Origin of the sequence: Nonomuraea sp. NPDC050153, assembly GCF_044460125.1 — a bacterium.
Taxonomy (GTDB): domain Bacteria; phylum Actinomycetota; class Actinomycetes; order Streptosporangiales; family Streptosporangiaceae; genus Nonomuraea.
Map to the genome: position 1 here is coordinate 65,902 of NZ_JBITJQ010000049.1, position 17,061 is coordinate 82,962.

Annotated in this window: 16 protein-coding genes; 10 read left to right on the top strand and 6 right to left on the bottom strand. The window is 71.7% G+C overall.

Annotated elements, in window-relative coordinates; genetic code table 11:
• Positions 1–29 precede the first annotated feature (29 nt).
• Entirely contained in the window at positions 30–2,639 is a 2,610-nt protein-coding gene (locus tag ACIBQ1_RS57070; RefSeq protein ID WP_397291596.1) for an ATP-binding protein, read from the bottom strand.
• Between the two features lie 117 nt (positions 2,640–2,756).
• Here ACIBQ1_RS57070 and ACIBQ1_RS57075 point away from each other — a divergent pair, with 117 nt between their 5' ends.
• The 3 genes from ACIBQ1_RS57075 (at position 2,757) to ACIBQ1_RS57085 (ending at position 5,759) form a co-directional block, all read left to right on the top strand.
• Positions 2,757–3,866, top strand: a complete 1,110-nt coding sequence (locus ACIBQ1_RS57075) for an MFS transporter (protein WP_397291561.1) — start codon at positions 2,757–2,759, stop codon at positions 3,864–3,866.
• Positions 3,867–4,090: 224 nt separating this feature from the next.
• Entirely contained in the window at positions 4,091–4,849 is a 759-nt protein-coding gene (locus tag ACIBQ1_RS57080) for an IclR family transcriptional regulator (protein ID WP_397291563.1), read from the top strand.
• 73 nt (positions 4,850–4,922) lie between these two features.
• Complete coding sequence (locus tag ACIBQ1_RS57085; RefSeq protein ID WP_397291565.1) at positions 4,923–5,759, top strand: SMP-30/gluconolactonase/LRE family protein; 837 nt, start codon at positions 4,923–4,925, stop codon at positions 5,757–5,759.
• Here ACIBQ1_RS57085 and ACIBQ1_RS57090 read toward each other — a convergent pair.
• The 4 genes from ACIBQ1_RS57090 to ACIBQ1_RS57105 are packed head-to-tail and all read right to left on the bottom strand — an operon-like array spanning position 5,749 to position 10,065.
• Positions 5,749–6,558, bottom strand: coding sequence for a carbohydrate ABC transporter permease (locus ACIBQ1_RS57090; RefSeq protein ID WP_397291567.1), 810 nt, complete (start codon positions 6,556–6,558; stop codon positions 5,749–5,751). The genes ACIBQ1_RS57085 and ACIBQ1_RS57090 overlap by 11 nt on opposite strands.
• Positions 6,555–7,481: a carbohydrate ABC transporter permease gene (locus ACIBQ1_RS57095; protein ID WP_397291569.1), complete on the bottom strand. Its 927-nt coding sequence runs from the start codon at positions 7,479–7,481 to the stop codon at positions 6,555–6,557. The genes ACIBQ1_RS57090 and ACIBQ1_RS57095 overlap by 4 nt, the downstream gene beginning before the upstream one ends.
• Entirely contained in the window at positions 7,478–8,779 is a 1,302-nt protein-coding gene (locus ACIBQ1_RS57100) for an ABC transporter substrate-binding protein (RefSeq protein WP_397291571.1), read from the bottom strand. The genes ACIBQ1_RS57095 and ACIBQ1_RS57100 overlap by 4 nt, the downstream gene beginning before the upstream one ends.
• Complete coding sequence (locus ACIBQ1_RS57105; RefSeq protein WP_397291573.1) at positions 8,776–10,065, bottom strand: alpha-glucosidase/alpha-galactosidase; 1,290 nt, start codon at positions 10,063–10,065, stop codon at positions 8,776–8,778. The genes ACIBQ1_RS57100 and ACIBQ1_RS57105 overlap by 4 nt, the downstream gene beginning before the upstream one ends.
• 241 nt (positions 10,066–10,306) lie before the next feature.
• Here ACIBQ1_RS57105 and ACIBQ1_RS57110 point away from each other — a divergent pair, with 241 nt between their 5' ends.
• The 6 genes from ACIBQ1_RS57110 (at position 10,307) to ACIBQ1_RS57135 (ending at position 15,599) form a co-directional block, all read left to right on the top strand.
• A complete protein-coding gene (locus tag ACIBQ1_RS57110; RefSeq protein WP_397291575.1) occupies positions 10,307–11,278 on the top strand; it encodes an endo alpha-1,4 polygalactosaminidase in 972 nt (323 codons plus the stop codon).
• A gap of 336 nt (positions 11,279–11,614) precedes the next feature.
• Complete coding sequence (locus ACIBQ1_RS57115) at positions 11,615–12,697, top strand: alanine racemase (RefSeq protein WP_397291577.1); 1,083 nt, start codon at positions 11,615–11,617, stop codon at positions 12,695–12,697.
• A gap of 13 nt (positions 12,698–12,710) precedes the next feature.
• Positions 12,711–13,475 carry an SDR family NAD(P)-dependent oxidoreductase gene (locus tag ACIBQ1_RS57120; RefSeq protein WP_397291579.1) on the top strand — a complete coding sequence of 255 codons (765 nt, stop codon included), beginning with the start codon at positions 12,711–12,713 and terminating at the stop codon, positions 13,473–13,475.
• A gap of 453 nt (positions 13,476–13,928) precedes the next feature.
• On the top strand, positions 13,929–14,081 hold the full coding sequence (locus ACIBQ1_RS57125) for a hypothetical protein (RefSeq protein ID WP_397291581.1): 153 nt from the start codon (positions 13,929–13,931) through the stop codon (positions 14,079–14,081).
• A 58-nt stretch (positions 14,082–14,139) separates the two neighbouring features.
• Positions 14,140–14,721 (top strand): RNA polymerase sigma factor, encoded by a 582-nt coding sequence (locus ACIBQ1_RS57130; protein WP_397291583.1) that lies wholly within the window; start codon positions 14,140–14,142, stop codon positions 14,719–14,721.
• Entirely contained in the window at positions 14,718–15,599 is an 882-nt protein-coding gene (locus ACIBQ1_RS57135) for a hypothetical protein (protein ID WP_397291585.1), read from the top strand. The genes ACIBQ1_RS57130 and ACIBQ1_RS57135 overlap by 4 nt, the downstream gene beginning before the upstream one ends.
• A gap of 86 nt (positions 15,600–15,685) precedes the next feature.
• Here ACIBQ1_RS57135 and ACIBQ1_RS57140 read toward each other — a convergent pair whose 3' ends face one another.
• The gene (locus ACIBQ1_RS57140; RefSeq protein ID WP_397291587.1) at positions 15,686–15,958 is read right to left on the bottom strand and encodes a hypothetical protein; all 273 of its coding nucleotides are present in this window, start codon (positions 15,956–15,958) and stop codon (positions 15,686–15,688) included.
• A gap of 132 nt (positions 15,959–16,090) precedes the next feature.
• Here ACIBQ1_RS57140 and ACIBQ1_RS57145 point away from each other — a divergent pair.
• Positions 16,091–17,061: transposase (locus tag ACIBQ1_RS57145; protein WP_397291589.1), on the top strand; the 971-nt coding region annotated here is incomplete at its 3' end.

Consider the following 17,061-nt stretch of genomic DNA (forward strand, 5'->3'; position numbering starts at 1 on the left):
CGCGGGGTGGCCGTCTCCCTGGGCCCGTGTCAGATCAGGCTGTCGCGGCGGGCCGTCGTGGCGGCCTCCACGCGGGAGGCGGCGCCCAGTTTGGCGAGGATGTTCGAGACGTGCACGCCCGCGGTCCTGGCCGAGATGAACAGCCGCCCGGCGATCTGCCGGTTGCTCAGCCCCTCGGCGACCAGCTTGAGCACCTCCAGCTCGCGGGGCGAGAGAACGGGTTCCGCGGTGAGGCTGACCCGCAGCGTCGCGGCGGTCTGCGCCACCTGCCGCCGCAGCGCCCGCGCGCCCAGGCCCGCGGCCGTGGCCGCCGCCTCACGCAACGGCTCGCGGGCGTTCGCGGGGTCCTGCTCGGCCGCTCCGACCAGGGCCTGCGCCAGCGCGTACGGCTGGCCGACCGACCGCCAGCGGGCCACCGCCGCCTCCCAGGATCCTCCGCACTCGGCCTCGAACGTGGCCCGGTAGGCCTGCTGCACCCGTCCCGTCGTCGCGAGGCCGTCCGGGGCCTCGCGCACGCGTCCGATGCGGGCCGCCAGGGCCAGCAGCGGCCAGGCGTAGCGGCGGCTCAGCGTGAGGTCGTGCTCGTTCAGCACGTGGTCGACCACCCGCGCGGCGCGGCCGGGGTCGTCGCCGGCCACGGCGAGACGGCATTCCAGCAGGTCGGGCTCCAGGCAGGAGTCGTAACCGCGCGACCGGCCGCGCATCAGCGGCCTGGCCAGGCGGACGACGTCCTCCGCCTCCTCGAAGGAGCCCTCCCACACGGCCACCGTGCCCAGGACCATGAGCACCCAGGCGCGGTGGATCGGCGGCGGGTCGAGCGCCAGCGCCGATCGCACGACCTCGCGGGCCTCCTCCCACCTGCCGAGGGAGGCGAGCGGTTCAGCGAGGTTGGCGGCCAGGTGAGCGCCGCGGGAGCGGGTCAGGCCCAGGCGTCTCGCCCTGGCGACGCCCTCGCGGGCGACCGACTCCGCCCTGGCGTGCTCGCCGGCCGCCTCCAGGACGTCGGCCTGGCTGGCGTACGAGACGAGCAGCGTGTCGTCGTCCGGCGCGCGCCTCCTGGCCTCGGCGTACAGACCCGACGCCGCCTCCAGGTCGCCGTCCAGGGCCGTGAGGGCGGCCAGGGTGACCAGGGACCTGGCGTCGCCCAGCGCCCGCGCCTCCTCGGCGAGGGCGCGCGCCTCGGCGTCCTGGCCGTTCCAGGCCAGGGTGGTGGCGAGCGCGCCGATCAGCCTGGCCTGTCTCGGCGCCAGGCGTACGGCCTCGCGCAGGTCGTCCAGGCCCTCCTCACCGAGCAGGTCGCGGATGGCCACGCGGAGCTCCAGGAGGTGCGCGGCCCGCAGCGGGTCGGCCACCTCGTCGAGGGCCCGGGTGGCCAGTTCCTCGGCCCGCTCGGCCTCACCCGCGCACAGGGCGTCACGCGCGGCCATCTCCAGCACCCAGGCGCGATCCCCGCCGGCCGCCCCGGCGTCGTCGTCCCAGAGTTCGAGCACGCGGTCCCAGCGGCGGGCCTGCCAGGCGGACTCGAAGGCCAGGCGGCGCTCCCCCGCCGCGTACCAATGGTCGGCGGCCCGTTCGGGCTGGGCCCGCGCGCAGCGGGCGTGCAGGCGTCGCCGCTCTCCCGGCAGCAGGTCGTCGTAGACGGCGTCGCGGATCAGCGCGTGCCTGAACACGTACGCATCGCCGTCCACGAGCAGCAGCCGCGCCCGTACGACCGGTCGCAGCGCCTCGTCCAGCGCCAGGTCGTCGTCCAGCCCGGCCACCGCCCGCAGGACGTCGTGCGGCGTGCTGCGGCCCGCCACGGCGGCGATCCGCAGCACCTCCAGGCTTTGCCGGCCGAGCCGTTCCGCCCCGGCGAGCAGCAGTTCGCGCAGCGTGGCGGGGGTGGTGGCGCCGGCTCCCGCGTCGGCCAGCGCCTCGACGAACAGCGGGTTGCCCTCGCTGCGCGCCATGATCAGGTCCAGCTCCCCGCCCCGCTCGGCCCCGTGGAGCGGCAGGCCGGCCCGCCCGAGGCCGGTCCACGCTCCACGACGACCGTCGGCGTGGCCGGGCGAGCCGTCTGCGTGGCCGAGCATGCGGGCCACCTCCGCCCGTCCCAGCGGCGGCACCTTGAGCACCTCGGCGCCCGGCAGCCGCAGCGGCTCCCGCGACGTGACGACGAACAGCACGCCAGGGCGCATCGCGTTGCGCAGCAGGAACATCAGCAGATCACGGGTGGCCTGGTCGGCCCAGTGCAGATCCTCAAGGACGAGCGCGAGGGGGCGCCGGGCGGCGGCGCGTTCGACCAGGAGGAGCACCTCCTCGAAGAGCCGCGCCCGCCCCAGCTCGGGGCCCGTTTCAGCGCCCGTTTCGGGGCCCGTTTCGGGGCCCGTTTCGGGGCCCGTTTCGGGGCCCGTTTCGGGGCCCAGCTCGGGCAGCAGGTGCGCGAGGCCCCGTCGGCCGCCGCCCGGCACCAGGTCCGCCCCGTGCTCCCTGACCAGGCGGCGCAGCACCGGCACGAAGGGCGCGTACGCCGTCCCGCCCGGATCGGCCCCGCCCTCCGCCACCATCGCGTCGAGCCCACCGGTGAACTCGCGCACCAGCCGCGACTTGCCGATCCCGCCTCTCCGACGACCAGCACGGCGGCGGGCGTGCGGCCCCAGGCGGCGGCCAGCCGCCCCAGCTCGGCCTCACGTCCGACGAACACCCACCCATTATGAAGAGGCGGCTAAGCATGATGCCCGATGTGCCGGATACGTCGCTCCGGCAGCGTCGGGATCATGATGTCGCGCTCGATGAACCTGATGATGGCCGCCTCCGCGGCCGGACTCCTCGGCTTCTACCTCCTCTACGCCACCGTCCCCCTGTACGCGGCGACGGGCGGCGCGGGCGAGATCGGCGCCGGCGCGGCCACGGGCGCCATGATGCTCGCCACGGTCCTGGCCGAGCTCGCGGTCCCGTGGCTGCTCTCCAGGATCGGCTACCGCGCCGCGACGGGGCTCGGGCTCGTGCTGCTCGGCCTGCCCGCCCTGCTGCTGCCCCTGTCCCCCGCGCTGCCCCTGGTCCTCCCGGTCGCCCTGCTGCGCGGAGCCGGACTGGGCATCCTCGTCGTGGCGGGCACGGCGCTCACCGCCGAGCTGGTGCCCGCCGAGCGCCGCGGCGAGGGCCTGGGCCTGTACGGGGTGGCCGTCGGCGTCCCGTCGATCCTGGGCCTCCCGGTCGGCTTGTGGGCCGGCGGCGCGGCCGGGTTCACGGCCGTCTTCGTCGCGGCGGGGGTGGTGTCCCTGGCCGGACTGGCCGCCGTGGCCGGGCTTCCGTCCACCAGGCCCGCACCGGTCGGAGCGCGTCACCTGGGTGGGCGGGGGCTGGCGGGGCCGGCGCTGGTGTTCACGGGGGTGACGGTCGCGACCGGCGTCATGGTGACGTTCCTGCCGCTCGCGGGATCGCCCGAGCTGGCCTCCGCCGCACTGCTCGCCCAGTCGCTGGCGACGCCGGTGGCGCGCTGGCTGGCGGGCAGGTACGGCGACCGGCACGGCTCGGGCCGCCTCCTCGCACCCGGTGTGCTGGCCGCCGCCGCCGGCATCGCCCTGCAGATCGGGACCGGGGACGCCGTGCCGGTCGTGGCGGGGATGGCGCTGTTCGGGGCGGGGTTCGGGGTGCTGCAGAACGCGACGCTGGCGGTGATGTTCGAGCGGGGCGAGGCGTCGGGCGTCAGCGCCCTGTGGAACCTGGCCTACGACGCGGGGATGGGGGTGGGGGCGATGGGGTTCGGGCTGGTGCTCGGGCACACGGGCTACCCGATGGGGTTCGCGCTGGTCGCCGCCCTCATGGCCGCCACGTTGCCGCTGACCCGGACCAGGGCCGTACGGCGCGAACCGTCGATGCGGTGATCGCCGTCCCGCCGGCGAGTGCCCGGCCCCCGACCAGGCGTCCGCCGCCCCGCTCGCGGTCAGGCGCTCACCGCCCGCCCGTGCTCAGGCCGTTCGCCGCCCCGCTCGGGCCCAGGCGCTCGCCGCCCCGCTCGCGATCGGGCGCTCGCCCCCGCTCGTGGTCATTGGAGTGGTTCCGCGATACGCGCTAGCCTTCCATAAAGCGGAACAGGGAGGCGAGGACCGTGGCCGACGGGCAGTCCCCGGTGGGCAGCGTCGATCGTGCGCTGCTGATCTTGCAGGAGATCGGCAAACACAGCAGAGGCGTTACGCTCGACGAGCTCGCCACCAGGCTCGGCCTGCCGAAGAGCTCGTTGCACCGGCTGCTGGGCGCGCTGAAGCACAGGGGGTTCGCCGCGCAGCCGGAGCCGAGCGGGCCGTACTTCCTCGGCACCGAGATGCTGGCCACGGCCTTCAGGTTCTACGAGACGATGGACCTGCGCAGCCTGGTGCGGCCGCTGCTCCTGCGGTTGAGCGAGGAGTTCGCCGAGACGGTGCACATGGCCATGCTGGACGGCGGCGAGGTCGTCTACCTGGACAAGGTGGAGGCGGTGCGCACGATCACGATGACGTCCGTGGTGGGCGGCCGTAACGCCGCCCACTGCACGGGCGTCGGCAAGGCGCTGCTGGCCTGGACGTACCCGACGGACGAGGCCCTCAAGGCGTGGGCCGCGCAGTACGGCCCGCTGGCGAGCAGGACCCGCAACACCGTGACCAACCCCGCCAAGCTGGCCACCCACCTCGACCAGGTGCGCCGCCGCGGCTACGCGCTCGACCTGGAGGAGAACGAGCCGGGCGTGCGCTGCGTGGCGGTTCCCGTCTTCCTGGGCAGGACCGCGCCGGTCGCGGCGGTGAGCGTGACGGCGCTCAAGGACCGCATGTCGCCGGCCAGGATGGAGGAGATCGGCCACAAGCTGCGGCAGGCGGTCGCCGAGCAGGTCTGACGAGCGCGTGACGCGGCGCTCTGTTGCAGGAGGATCGCGGAATGACATTCCGCCATACGGACAAGGAGTGAAGATGAGGCTGGAGGCGGTGCCGGTCCCGAGGGCCCGGCTGGGCGAGGGGCCGCGGTGGGACGCGGACACGGGGACGCTGTTGTGGGTGGACATCCCGGCGGGGCTGGTGCACCGGCTCGATCCGGCCGGCGACGAGCAGGAGACGATCGACGTGGGCCGGCCGGTGGGCGTGGCGGTGCCACGGGTCCCCGGCGGGCTGGCCCTGGCGGTCAGCGACGGCTTCGCCGTACTGGACGGGGGGAAGCTCGAGGTGGTGGCGGCGGTGACGGCCGCCGAACGGCCGGGCAACCGGATGAACGACGGCGCGTGCGACCGCGCCGGGCGGTTCTTCGCCGGGACGAAGGCCGAGGACGACACCCCGGGAGCGGGCAACCTGTACCGGCTGGACCCCGATCGCGGATGCGAACGCGTCGTCGAGGGGGTGACGATCTCGAACGGCATCGGCTGGAGCCCCGACGAGCGGCTGCTCTATTACGTGGACACGCCGGCGAACCGGGTGGACGTGTTCGACTACGACCCGGCGACCGGGGGGATGGCCGATCGCCGGACGTTCGCCGAGCTGCCGCAGCCCGACGGGCTCACCGTGGACTCCGCAGGGCACGTGTGGGTCGCGTTGTGGGGCGGCGGCGCGGTCGTGCGGCTGCGGCCCGACGGCGGCCACGACCTGACCGTGGAGGTGCCGGCCACCAATGTGACGAGTTGCGCCTTCGGCGGCCCTGACCTCGACGTGCTCTACGTGACCACCGCGTGGGACGGCAGGACGGGCGGGGAGCTGTGGCGCTGCCGTACCTCCGGCACCGGGCTCCCCGCCAATCCGTACCGCGACCTCAGCCCTTGACCGCCCCGGTCAGCGCCTGGACGAAACGGCGCTGGCCGAACAGGAACACGGCCAGCACCGGCAGGGTGGTCAGCACCGTGCCCGCCATGATCGCCGGCCAGTCGGCCCGGTGCTGGCCCTGGAAGGTCGTCAGCCCCGCCTGCACCGTGAAGTTGGCCTCGGAGTTGATCGCCACCAGCGGCCAGAACAGATCGTTCCAGGCCGTGATGAACGTGATGACGGCCAGCGCCGCCATCGCCGGCCTGGCCACCGGCAGCACGACCCGGAAGAACACGCCGAAGCGCGAGCAGCCGTCGATCCGCGCGGCCTCCTCCAGCTCCTTGGGGAACGACTGGAAGAAGGAGGTCATCAGGTAGATGCCCACGGCGGAGGCCAGCGACGGCACGATCAGCGCGCCGAGGGTGTCGGTCAGCCCGGCCTCGCTGAAGATCAGGAACGTCGGGATGACCGTGAGCTGGAACGGGATCAGCGCGGTGGCGATGACCAGGACCAGCACCGTCTTGGAGCCGGCGAACCTGATCCTGGCGAAGGCGTACCCGGCCATGCTGCACAGGACGAGCTGGGCCGCCACGATGACGCCCGAGACGATCACGCTGTTGAGGAACCAGCGCGGGAAGTTCGAGCGCTCGATGACCGTGCGGTAGCCGCCCAGGTCCACGGCCTCGGGCCAGATGGCCGGCGGGAACCGGTTGAGCTCGGCCTGGGTCATGACCGAGCTGAGCAGCAGCCAGACGAACGGCAGCACGACCACCGCCGACATCGGCACCAGCACCAGGTGCCACTTGCTGGGCGGTCTCATCCGGTGGCTCCCCTCCGCCGCGAGATCAGCAGGCCCGTGACGATCAGCACCAGGGTGCCGGCGAACAGCACGTACGCCACGGCCGCGCCGTACCCGGCGGTGTTGAAGGTGAAGGCGAGCTGCCAGACGTAGTAGACGATGGTCACGGTCGCGTTGGCCGGGCCGCCCTTGGTGGTGGTCATGACCAGGTCGAAGAACTGCAGCGCGTCGATCACGCCCCAGACCGTCAGGAAGATCGTCATCGGCCGCACCGACGGCACGATGACGTGCCGGAAAGTGGCCCACGAGCTCGCTCCGTCGATCGCGGCGGCCTCCAGCACCTCCTTGCTGATCTCCTGGATGGCCGCCAGGTAGATGACCACGGCGAATCCGAACCGCGTCCAGAAGAAGATCGCGGTGAGCACCAGCATGGCCTGCGACGGGTCGCTCAGAAGCCCCTGCACCGGCAGCCCGAGCTTGACGAACAGCCCGTTCATCAGCCCGAAGTCGCGGTCGAAGATGTAGCCCATGAGCAGCCCGGTGGCGGTGGCCGAGACGATGTACGGCACCAGGAAGCAGGTCCGGTAGAACCCGATCCCGCGCACCTTCCTGTTCAGCAGCACGGCCACGACCAGCCCGGTGATCAGAGAGGCCGGGATGTAGAGCACCAGCAGGAGCCCGGTGTTGGCCACCGCCTGGAGGAACACGGCGTCGTCGAGCAGCGCCCGGTAGTTGGCCAGCCCGACGTTCGTGCCCGGTGTCATCAGGTCGGAGTCGGTGAACGACAACGCCAGCGCCCAGGCCATGGGCACGAGCGAGAACCCCAGGATGACCAGCGACGCGGGCCCCGCGAACGACCAGCCGGCGACGTTGTCGCCGAGCCTGCGGCGGTCGCGGGGCTGCCGGTGCCCGGTGCGGGCGGCGCCGAGCGCGGTGCTGCTCATGATCCCGGTACGGCCAGCGCGGCGTCGGCCTTGCCGGCCGCCTGGTCCAGGGCGGTCTTCGCGTCGCTCCTGCCGAGCAGCGCCTGGGCGATGGCCTCGGCCACGAAGGCGGACACCCGGGGGTAGCGGGTGGTCGGCGGGCGGACCCGTTTGGCGTTGGCCAGGTTCGCCGAGATCACCTCAATGCCCGGATATTTCGCGACATAGTCCTTATAGCCGGGCAACTTGGTGATCGACTCGCGGATCGGCAGCGAGCCGGTGTCGCTCATCCACTCCAGCTGCTGCTCGGCCGCCGTCAACCAGGCCAGGAACGTGGCCGCGGCCTTGACCCGGCCCTCGTCGTGCTCGAACACCATCCAGTTGTCCGGCCCCGAGATCGTCTCGTGGTTGCCGTCGGTGCCGGGCAGCTGGGCGACGCCGTAGTCGATCTTGGCCGCCTGCAGGTCGGGCAGCACCCAGGGACCGGACAGGAACATGCCGAGCCGCCCCGACTCGAACAGCTTCTGGCCCTTCTCCGCCGGGCTGGAGTCAAGGTAGACCGATTTGTCGACCACGGCCATGTCACGCAGCCTGCCGAGCGCCTGCTGTCCGGCGGCGGAGTTGAAGGCGGCCTTCTTGTGGTCGGGCGTGAGGATGTCGCCGCCGGCCTGCCAGAGCATCGGCCACAGTCCCCAGACCGCCTCCTCGCCGCCGCTGATCGGCCAGGTGGCGCCGAAGACGCCGTCCTTGGCGCTGGTGACCTGCTTGGCCTTGACGCGGAAGTCGTCCCAGGTCCAGTCCGGGCCCGGCGCCTCGACGCCGGCCTTGGCCAGCAGTTTCTTGTTGTAGAGGACGACCATGTTGTCGACCACGGCGGGGAAGGCGATGACCTTGCCGTTGACCGTGACGGACTCCCGCTCGTTGGCCCAGAAGTCCTGCCACTTGATCGCCGGGTCCTTGGTGAACTCGGTGAGATCGGCCGTCTTGGGGTTCCTGGCGATGTTGGGGGTCCAGGAGCCGTACAGGTAGGCGATGTCGGGATAGGCGTCGGAGGCGAGCGCCGCGGTGAGCTTGGGCAGCATCCCGTCGGCGGTGGCGCCGCCGGACTCGGTGTTCACCTTGATATCGGGGTGGCTCTGGTTGAACCGCGCGACCAGCTTCTCGATCGACTTGGCGGAGGTGTCCTCCTGGCCGTGCCAGATCGTGATCTCCACCGGGCCGCCGGCCGCCCGCTCCTGACCGCCGCCGCCCGAACAGCCGGTGACGAGCCCGGTGACGAGCACGGCGAGGAGCAGGGCGGCGATCGGCGCGCGCCTCATCGGACGCCCTCGGGCAGCAGGTCGCCGTGGGCGGCGATCATGTCGTCCACGAGATCGTGGATCTGCTGGAGCGTCAGCGTGGCCGAGGCGTTCGGGTCGAGCATGACGGCGTGGTAGACGTGGTCGCGGCGGCCCTCCAGCGCCGCGCGCACGGTCAGCTCGCCGACGTTGAGGAACGTCCGGTTCAGCGCGGCGAGCTGGGGCGGGAGCGCGCCGATGCGGGTCGGGCGCATCCCGGCCCGGTCCACCAGGCACGGCACCTCGACGCAGGCGTCGTCGGGCAGGTTGGAGATCAGGCCGCCGTTGCGCACGTTGCCGTGCACGACCCTGGGGGTGCCGGTCTCGATGGAGTGGATGACCTCCGAGGCCAGCTCCCCGGCGGGGGCGATCTCTACGCCCTCGCCTGCGGCCAGCCGCCGCCTGGTCTCCTCGTACGTGTCGAGGTTCTCCTCCGACCAGCGCAGGTAGATCTCGACGGGGATGCGGAAGTGCTCCACCTGGTCGTCATGGTGCAGGAACCAGGGAAGGTACTCCGAGCCGTGCTCGCTGCTCTCGGTGGGGAAGTGCCCGAACCGGCGGTACATCTCCACCCGTACGGTGCGCCGCAGCTCCGGGTCGCGGGCGATGACCTCGTCGAGCACCGGGTACAGGTCCCTGCCCCTGTGCTCGAATTTCAGCACGAACGCCTGGTGGTTGGCCCCGGCGGTGACGAACGACACCTCCTCCTCCGGCACCTCCACGAGCGAGGCCAGCCGGGCCTGGGTGTCGCGCACGGAGTGGCAGAGCCCGACGACGTTCGTGAACGCGGTCCCCTCGTAGACGGCGCGGGGGATCATCGCCATCGGGTTGGTGTAGTTGAGCAACAGCGCGTGCGGGGCCAGTTCGGCCAGGTCCGCGCCCAGGGCGACCATCACCGGGATCGTCCGCAGCGCGCGGAAGACACCGCCCACGCCGAGGGTGTCGGCGATCGTCTGCCGCAGCCCGTAGCGGCGGGGGATCTCGAAGTCGACGCGGGTGGCCGCGTGCCCGCCGACCGCGATCTCGTTGATCACGTAGTCGGCGCCGTCCACGGCGGCCCGCCGGTCGAGATGGGCCTCCACCTTCGCGCCCAGCCCCAGCTCGGCGACCATCCAGCTCGCCATGGCCTCGGCCGTGGCCAGCCGCCCGGCGTCGATGTCATGCAGGACCAGGGTGGATTCGCCCAGCTCGGGGAAGGTCAGGATGTCGGAGAGGACGTTCTTGGTGAACTCGACGCTGCCCGCGCCGATGAACACGATGCGTGCCATGGGGCTGTTTCCCTCCATTGAGCACGGCGGGCATGAGCCCGCTGCGTGCGGGTGAGTATAACCAGGTATCCACCATGCAGACTAGGATTCCATCATTCGGAAAATGCACGTTTGGCGGATACCGCTGGCGAGGTGTCTGCTCTTATGGGATTCTCAACGTCACGATCGGATCGATCACCTCGTCAGCCACGAGTTTTCTTGAGAACGGAATAGCATTCCGTATTACGGAAGGAGCAATGCGTTGGACCTCCGAACTCTCTTAGCCCGGTGCGCCGTGGCCACGGCCCTGATACCGGCCTCCATGGCGGGCCTCGCGACCCCAGCCCAGGCGGCCCCGTCGACGGCCCAGGCGGCGGCAGGGGCGGCGGCGATCTGGCGTCCGCCCGTGGACAGCCGCTGGCAGTACCAACTCCAGGGCAGCAAGTCCTTCGCCGCCACCGGCGGCGTCAACGTCGACATCTGCGGGGTTCCCCAGAGCGGCGGCGCCTGCGTGCGGCCGAGCGTCTTCGACATCGACCTGTACGCCGCCGAGGAGGTCGCCGGCGACAACAAGACGCTCAACACGGCGGCCGTCAAGGCCATCCACGCCAAGGGGTCCAAGGCGATCTGCTACATCGACGCCGGCTCGATCGAGGAGTTCCGGCCCGACTACCAGGAGTTCGTGGACTTCCACAAGAAGAACGGCAACTCCCTGCTGGGCAAGCCGTTCAGCCCGGAGTTCCCGAATGAGCGCTGGGCGAACATCAACAACGACAAGGGCCAGCGCGACTTCCTGCTGAAGATGATGGCCGCCCGCGTCGACAAGTGCGTCCAGGCCGGGTTCGACGGGGTCGAGTTCGACGTGGTCAACGCGCACGAGGAGGGCAAGTCGGTCACCGGCTGGAACATCACTCCCGCCACCCAGCTCGTCTACAACCGGGCGCTGGCCGCCCTGGCCCACGGCAAGGGCCTGTCGGTGGCGCTGAAGAACGACCTCAGCCAGGCCGAGGAGCTGGTGTCGTCCTTCGACTACGCGGTCAACGAGGAGTGCTTCCAGTTCGACGAGTGCTCCGAGCTGAACGTCTTCGTCAAGGCGGGCAAGCCCGTCTTCCACGTGGAGTACGAGACCTCGCCGGCGAGCTTCTGCGCCAAGTCGAAGACGCTGAAGTTCAACTCCCTCAAGAAGCCCGAGGACTACTCGCTGTACGACAAGCCGTACGCGCCGTGCCGGTGACGGCCCGCGCGACGTAACGGCGGCCCCCAGGACCCGGCCCGGCTCTTCGACGGCCGCGGCACGTGGCCGCGCCGCCGATCGGCAGGCCACCGCGCCGCGCGGCCGACCGCAGCCGGACGCGCAGGCCGGTCGCCCGCCACAGCCGGGCCGTCCACCGCCGAGTCTCATACCTGCTCCTCATTCTGCGATGCGGAATGGCATTCCGAATCCGTGCCAGAACACCAGGAAGCGAGGTCACTGTCAAGAGTCCACCTGGATTCCATATGTCGGAACGCTGGTGCGCGATTCGGAATCGGTGCTATTTTCGGGGAACTCTTCCGAAGGGGCGGTCCATCGATGTACCCCGAACTCGACACTCCGGCGCTCGTCATCGACCTCGACGCGGTCAGGGCCAACATCATGGAGATGGCCAAGGCCGCCGCCAAGCACGGCGTCAGGCTGCGGCCCCACATCAAGACGCACAAGATGCCCGAGCTGGCGCGGATGCAGCTCGACGCCGGAGCCGGCGGCATCACCTGCGCCAAGCTGGGCGAGGCCGAGGTGATGGCCGACGCCGGCGTCGACGACATCCTGCTGGCCTTTCCCGTCTGGGGCGAGCCCAAGCTGCGCCGCCTGGCCGCGCTGCGCGAGCGGGCCAGGATCCGGGTCAGCCTCGACTCGCCCGAGGTGGCCGCGGGGCTCGGCCGGTTGGGCGGAGCGCCGGTGGAGGTGCTGGTGGAGGTGGACACCGGTCAGCACCGGCTGGGCCGCCCGCCCGGCCGCCCCACCGCCGACCTGGTCGCCGAGATCGCCGCCGTCCCCGGCGTCGAGGTCGTGGGGCTGCTCACGCTGGCCGGTCACGCCTACCACTCGCGCACTCCGGCCGAGCTCGCCGAGACCGCCCGCCGCGAAGGCGCCGACCTGGTCGCGACCGCCGAGCTGTGCGCGCGGGACGGCATCGAGCTGCGGGAGATCAGCGTCGGCTGCACCCCCACCGCCCGGCACGCGGCCGGAGTGGCCGGCGTGACCGAGATCCGGCCCGGCACCTACATCTTCAACGACACCGCGATGATGCGCCTGGGCGTGGCCACCGAGCAGACCGCGGCGGCCCGCGTGCTGACCACCGTCATCGCCAGGCCGACGCCGGAGCGGGTCGTCTTCGACGCGGGCACCAAATGCCTCACCTCCGACGGAAGCGGCACGCCCGACTGGATCAGGGCCGCGGGCCTGCCGTACCTGCACATGGAATTCCTCAACGAGGAACACGCGGTCGCCCACCTGGAGCCCGGACATCAGGGCGAGCTGCCGGTCGGCACGCGGGCGCAGCTCATCCCCAGCCACGCCTGCTCGGCCGTCAACCTCTTCGACCTCGCCTACGGTGTCGAGAACGGGCAGGTCACCACCGAACTCCGCGTCGCGGCCCGCGGCGCGGTCCGCTGAGGAAAGGGACGTCATGCGGGGACTCTCCGGCAAACGAGTGCTGATCAGCGGGGGGAGCAGCGGCATCGGCGCCGCCACGGCCCGCAGGTTCCTGGAGGAAGGCGCCAGGGTGGTGCTCGGCGGGCTCGACCGGGCCGAGGTGGACGGCGCGGTGGCGGAGCTGTCCGCGCTGGGCGAGGTGCACGGGCTCGCCGGCGACGTCAGCGCGCAGGCCGACGTGGCCCGGCTGACGGAGGGCGCGATCACGGCGCTGGGCGGCCTCGACATCCTGGTCAACAACGCCGGCACGGCCTGGCGCGAGCCGTTCCTCGACATCACCCCCGAACACTGGGACAGGATCATCGCGGTCAACCTGCGCGGCATGTTCCTCGTCGCCCAGGCCGTGGCCCGCCACCTGGTGGAGCAGGGCACGGGCGGGGTCATCCTCAACATGTCCTCCACCAACGGGCTGGGTGGCGAGGCCGACTACGCCCACTACAACGCCTCCAAGGGCGGCGTTCTGCTGCTCACCAGGACGATGGCCGTCGAGCTGGGCAAGCACGGCATCCGCGTCAACGCGCTGTGCCCCGGCTACATCCAGACCCCGCTCAACGCCTCGATCTCGGCCGAGCTGGCGGGCGACTTCGTCACGGCGTACGAGCGCGACCACATCCCCCTCGGCCGGGCGGGGCTGCCGGAGGAGGTCGCGGCCGGGTACGCCTTCCTGGCCTCCGACGACGCCGCCTTCATCCACGGCACGGAACTGGTCATCGACGGGGGCCAACTCGCGATCATGTGACGGCGCTCACGGGTGCGACGTCCGGGACCGCCGGCACGCGCCCGTCCGGGCCCGGCTTCTCCCCTATCCCTGGGGCGGGCCGGGCTGATCGCCCTCCTCCAGGTTCGCGATCAGGCGGTCGAGCGTGCGCATGAACGCGTCGAACTCCTCCCGGTCGATCCTCCGCAGGGCGCGGGCGTTGGCCTCCCGGGCGCCCCGGGTGAGCTCGGCCTGGATCTGGCGGGCCCGCTCGGTCAGCCGGTAGTGGGAGCGCCGCCGGTCCTGCGGGTCGGCGGTCCTGACGACCAGCCCGTCGCGCTGCCCGTTGCCGAGCAGCCTGGCCAGATGGTTGACCTGGAAGCCGAGGGACGACTATCGGGGCAGCGAGGTCACACCCGTTCCTTTGCGCGGAGCAGCCGGCGGATGCGCGGCCACTGCCACATGGCCACGCCCGCGGCCACCAGAACGGGCACGATGACCCAGCGTATCGCCGTAAATGACCCTGGATCACCAGGCCCAGCCGGGGTGGCCGGGCTGTGCGAGAGTCTGGACGTGGCCAGGAGCAACATGAGCGTCGCGCCGGGACAGCTTGAGCGGGGCGGGCTCGCCGAACGCTTCCGCCCGTGAAGACCGCGCGTACGATCCGGGGCTGTCACACGCCGGGACTGCCGGACATTACCCGCATGTGACATTCCTCAATCGGAAGGACCACGACGTGGGAGTGGCGGAGTCGCGGCAGCGCTTCGAGGAGATCTACACGGAGCACTACGCTGCCGTCTCCAGCTTCGTCCGGCGGCGGGCCGACCACCCTGAAGACACCGCCGACGTGATCGCCGAGACGTTCACCACGGCCTGGCGGCGGCTGGCGGACGTGCCGCCCGGCGACGAGGCCCTGCTGTGGCTGTACGGCACGGCCCGGCGGACGCTGGCCAACCACCGCCGGGGCACGCTCCGCCGGACGGCCCTCGCGCTACGGCTGCGCGAGGAGCACTCCGCGTACGCCGACCCGGCGGCGGACCGCGCGCCGGAGGGCGCCCGCGCGGCGTTCGCTCGCCTGTCGGACGACGACAGGGAGCTGCTGTCGCTGGTGGGCTGGGAAGGACTCGGCACCGCCGAGATCGCCAAAGTGCTGGGCTGCTCCCACATGGCGGTCCGCCAGCGCCTGCATCGCGCGCGCAAGCGCCTGGCGGCCGAGCTGGCCGCCGACGACATCGACCTGAGCACGTACGGCCGGCGTGCCGTGAGCCTCGCCAAGGAGAGCGCATGACCCTCGACCTCGACGACGTCGTCAAGAGCCTGGCCCCGGCCCCCGGCCCCGGCCTCACGCCCACCGCGCGGGAGCTGATGACCCAGATCATGGACGCCGCCGAGCCCGCGCCGAAGGTCCGTCTCCGAAGGTGGCGGCCGCTGGTGGCGCTGCCGATCGCGGCGGCGGTCACCGCGGCGGGCTGGGCGGCCGCGGCCGTCCTCGGCGCCGCGCCCGCCTCGGCGCTGAACATCAAGGAGGAGGGCGACCACTACCTCATCGAGGTCAAGGACCTGTACGCCGCCCCCGAGGTGTACGAGAGCCAGCTGCGGGCCGCAGGCATCCACGTCTCGCTCAGGGTCGCACCCGTCACTCCGAGCTTCGTCGGCGAGATCGCCACCGACACGACGGGCTGGAGCTCGGGCCCCTTCCCGTACGCCGACAAGATCAAGACGATCGACCGTCCCGGGGGGTGCGGCCTCGGGCGCGGCTGCCCGATCGGCCTGACCATCGCCAAGGACTTCACCGGCACGGCCGAGATCACGCTCGGCCGCGAGGCCCGGCCCGGGGAGGAGTACGAGATCACCGGAATGCTGCACGCGCCGAAGGAGCCCCTGCACTGCGCCCCGTTCTACAACCGCCGCGTGAGCGAGGTGCGGGCGAGCCTGGCCAAGCTCGGGCTGACCATCAGCGGGTTCGCGGTCAAGAAGCCCGGTGACCCCGACGCGGAACCGGACCTCAGGGCGTCCGTGCCCGACTCCATGTACGTCCACGGCGGCGGGCTGTCCGAGTACGGCAAGGCCGACCTGGTCGTCAGCGAGGAGCCGATGCCCGACGCGCTGGTCCGCACCATCCTGACGAAGGAGGGCTGCCCGGCGGACCCGGGACCCACCTCGTGATCACCGCCGGCGAGTAGACGACGTTCAGCGTGCAGGTACGCGGGGGCGGCCTGCACGCGACCCCGTCCAGGGCCTGGCAACAGCCCTCAGCGCAGTCGGAGGGTGGCGGCGGCGTGCTCGGCCCAGGCGGTGAGGAACCGCTCCGGGTCGAGGTCGCCCGGCGCGTGTCCGATCATGGCCTGCAGCAGCGGACAGTACGTCAAGGACGCCGGCAGCACGGCCCCGGCCGCCTCCGGATCGTCGACGTCGGCCTTGCCCAGCGCCTTCTGTGCGGCGACCCAGGCGGCCCCTTGGGCGTACACGCCGGCCGGCGGGCGACTGACCCCGGCCCGAGTGCGGCGGGGTTTCGCAACATCCACCCGGCAACGCCGAGGCTGTCGCAGAGTTGTCGATCTCCGCCTGTCAAGGTGATCTTTGAGGTCGGGAGAACCGATTCTTGATCGTCATTTCGGTTGGGTCAGTCACAGTGATCACACGCGCGTCGTGCATGCGTGACGTTTAACCTCATCCCCCGCGCCGTGGAGCGCGGGTTGGTGTTTCCGCCGAACATCCGGGACTGGCTGCCGCCGGAGCATCTGTGCTGGAAGATCCAGGCGGTGGTGGAGGAGTTGGACTTGTCGGGGTTCCTGGCCGCCTATCGTGCCGATGGAAGGGCAGGCGCGGCGTATCACCCCGAGGTGCTGCTGGGGTTGGTGCTGTACTGCAACAGCAAGGGAATCCGCTCGTCGCGCAAGATCGAGGCAGCCTGCTGGGACGATGTGGGGTGCCGGATCATCACGGGCAATCACCGCATCGACCATGCCACGATCGCTCGGTTCATCCGGCGGCACCGCCTGGATCTGAAAGACCTGTTCGTTCAGGTGCTCGCGTTGTGCGCCCGGCGGGGATTGGTGGATCTCAGCGCGGTGGCGGTGGATGGCTCGCCGATGGAGGCAAACGCCGGTCGTGAGGCGAACAGGAGCCTTGATCAGCTGGAAGTGGTCATCGCCGAGGGCGAGAGCACGATCGAGGCGCTGCTACGCGAGGCCGCCGACCGTGCTGCAGGCGAGGAGCAAGCCAGCGATGACGCCGAACCGCTACGGTCCGCCTCGGACCAGATGCCCACCGGCGCTGCGGCGGTGCGGTTGTTAGCCCGCGTGAGCGACCGGGTCGTGCGCGCCCGGTCAGCCCAGGCCAAGCTCTACCAGCGGGCGTTGCCGTCAGCTGGTGAGATCACGATCAAGGTCGAGGCCGCTGAGCGCATGGTCGCCAGGGCCGAACGCCGCCTGGCTGCCGTGACTACCGCGCAGCAGGCCCGCTTGGACGATCACGCCCGGCGGGCCGGCCAAGACCGGCAGGCGGGACGCCGCGGCGCGAACGGGCGCCCCCCGGTGCCGCTGGAGAACAAGACCGTCGTGGTGCGGCAGCGCGCACGACTGGCCAAGGCCATCGCTCACCTGGAGCGCGCCCGCACCCCCAGACC